The organism is Acetatifactor sp. (assembly GCF_982438285.1).
This window is the reverse complement of record NZ_CEWDFQ010000368.1, coordinates 1-2904: the sequence shown is the minus strand read 5'-3', so window position 1 is coordinate 2904 and position 2904 is coordinate 1. Positions and strand designations below refer to the sequence as shown.

Annotated in this window: 4 protein-coding genes; all 4 read right to left on the bottom strand. The window is 49.6% G+C overall.

Going from position 1 to position 2904, the window contains the following annotated elements:
* The coding region (locus AC1WIP_RS13995; RefSeq protein ID WP_481142402.1) for an MATE family efflux transporter at nt 1-821 on the bottom strand (821 nt) is incomplete at its 3' end.
* Nucleotides 822-1008: 187 nt separating this feature from the next.
* Nucleotides 1009-1884: an ROK family protein gene (locus AC1WIP_RS13990; RefSeq protein WP_481142401.1), complete on the bottom strand. Its 876-nt coding sequence runs from the start codon at nt 1882-1884 to the stop codon at nt 1009-1011.
* 89 nt (nt 1885-1973) lie between these two features.
* Entirely contained in the window at nt 1974-2438 is a 465-nt protein-coding gene (locus tag AC1WIP_RS13985) for a RidA family protein (protein WP_481142400.1), read from the bottom strand.
* Nucleotides 2439-2529: 91 nt separating this feature from the next.
* The coding region (locus AC1WIP_RS13980; RefSeq protein ID WP_481142399.1) for a glycoside hydrolase family 2 protein at nt 2530-2904 on the bottom strand (375 nt) is incomplete at its 5' end.

The window sequence follows — 2904 nt, the reverse complement described above, 5'->3', positions numbered from 1 at the left end:
AGAATATACACCTCTGAGTAGGACGAGAGAATTGCATTTAGGGAAGAAATCAAAACAGAGGGCAGCGCAAGATTCAAGGATGCCGGGATACCGATGGAATATAATTTTAAAACCATTTTCCTGTCAAGGGCAAAATACTGTCTGCGGATGCGGACACGGATCGGGCGCACCAAATAGACCACCAGATAGATCACCAATGTAAGCGACTGCCCGATCCCTGTGGCCAGCGCGGCGCCCTCCATCCCCATTTCCGGAAACGGCCCCAGCCCAAAGATCAGCACAGGGTCTAAAATAATATTGGCAACACATCCGCACATGAGGCTGACCATCGTCACCTTCATGCTTCCTACCGCCTGAAAAATTTTCTCAAAGGTCACTCCCACTACAATAATGATTGTAAACAAAAATGCTACGGCAGAATATCTAAAGCCAAGGTCAATCACCGTCTTTGACGAGGTGAACATTCTCAAAAAGACAGGCATAACCGCGATAGATCCGACGGTCATAACAATGCTGTGAACCACAGCAAGCAAAAGCCCCTGTGTGGCCGCCCGGTCTGCCCTGGAGGGATCCCCCGCCCCAAGATAAAAGGCAATCACTGCGTTGATACCAACGCCAAAGCCAATCCCAACCGCATTGATAAAATTCTGGATGGGATAAACCAGCGACAATGCCGTCATGGCGTCCTCGCTTATCTGCGCAACAAAAAAGCTGTCCACAATGTTGTAGAGAGAATTTACCAGCATAGACAATACCATTGGAAGCGCCATGGACAAAATCAATGGCAGAACCGGCCTCTCTTTCATAAAATTCTCGTTCATAATCGCTCCTGTAAAACTCCTTAAAATTATATTCTGCCCGCAGAATTTTCTCCTGATGCCGTACAGCCGCAAAAAAAGCCACACAACTATCAAAAAGATAACTGTGTGGCGAAAAGGTGATGACATCATCTAGAAAAATCCACTCAAAATTTTTCAAGCGCTATTATAAACGAACAGACACTGTCTGTCAAGGGCTCTGCACGGCCTCCAGAGCCAGGCGGATGCAGCCCTTCACTCCCTGTTCATCATTCAGGGAGGGCCCAACGATGTAATTTTCCACATCCTGTACCTGCGGGGTCTGAATGTATCCCGCCATCATCTCTGCGAATTTTTCCCGCACCAGAGGCAGCAGAGCGGGCTGCTTCATCACGCCCCCTCCCAGCACAATGCGCTCCGGCGACAGGATCACGCAGTAGTCCATACAGGCCTGGGCTATGTAATAGCTTTCGATCTCCCATACCTCCCTGCAGTCTGAAAGCTGTGCTCCCTTTACTCCCCAGCGCTTTTCCAGGGACGGCCCCGCCGCAAGCCCTTCAAAGCAGTCCTTGTGAAAGGGACAGGCGCCCTCATAGGGGTCGTCCGGATGTCTTTTCACCAGAATGTGCCCGCCCTCCGGGTGCATCATACCGTGCAAAAGCCTTCCCTCCGAAAAAACGCCCACACCTACGCCGGTGCCTATAGTAATATAAATACTGTTTCTTAATCCTTTGGTAATTCCATAGGAAGCTTCTCCAAGGGCCGCCGCATTCACATCCGTGTCAAAGCCTACGGGACAGTGCAGTCTTTTGGCAAAGGCTCCCACAATATCATAGTTTTGCCAGGGAAGCTTTGGAGTGGATGTGATATATCCGTAATGAGGCGTCCCCTTTACTGGATTGATAGGGCCAAAGCAGCCAATCCCCAAAGCCTCCACCTGCTCCTTCTCAAAAAAATCAAGCATTTTCGGCATCGTCTCCCGGGGTGTTTCGGTGGGAATGGTGATTTTATTCAGGATTTCTCCATCCTCATTTCCCACGGCGCATACCATCTTTGTGCCTCCTGCTTCCAAAGCTCCTATTTTCATTTTCTACCTCCAGATTATCCTATGCTTTTATACATATTATCTCACCACGGATGACTTTTTCCAAGACCTTTTCTCTTTTCTTTTCTCGATTATGCTTCCAGCTCAAAAATAAACTCAATTTCCACGCTGGTGCTGCCGGGAAGCTCATTGCAGGATACCGCAGATCTGGCTCCCACGCCTCTTTCCTCTCCGAAAAGCTGGCGTAAAAGCTCAGAGGCTGCGTCGATCACACCGGGCTGTCCGTGAAATCCGGGAGCGCTTTGTACAAAGCCCAATGTCTTTATCAGCCGTCTGACCCTTCTTAAATCTCCCGTATATTCCTCCAGACAGCTTAAGGCGTTTAAGGCGCACAGCCTGGCCGCCTCCCGTCCCTCTTCCACTGTCACATCGCCGCCCACATAGCCGGTCACCACTGCTGCGCCGTCCCTGGTTGCTCCCTGTCCCGAAACATACAGCAGATTTCCCGCCTGCACAACGGGCTGATAGATCCCTCCCTTTGCAGGCCTTCCTGGGAGCGTAAGCCCCATTTCCTTCAGCTTTTCATAAATATCCATTTTAATCCCTCATTTCTAAGTGACTTGTCGCGAAAAGGCAAAATCTCACAAGAGTAAGATTGCAAATATCAAATTCGCGTGTAAAAAATTTTTACCGAATGTCAAAGACAGACCGCACCGCCAGCTTTTCACAGCTTCCCTCCAAAAGCTCCACGGTCCTTTGCCCAGCCTCCATGTCAAAATAATTATCCGACAGCCTCACATAGCCATCCTCCCCGTAAATTTCCACGGATTTTGCAAAGGCCTTTGCGGTCACCGTAATCTGGCTTCCCCTTCTTTTAAGGGTAAGGGCCGGATCCGCAAAGCGGTAATGCTTGGGAGCCGTAAACAGCACCGTCCCGCTGCTTACAATTCTGCCCTCCTGAGAGAAATAATAGCAGAGATGATTGCTTCTGTAATCCGTGTCCGAAAAATCCATGGTTTCAAGCCACAAACTGGAAAAGGGCTCCACTGTTACCTCCTCTTC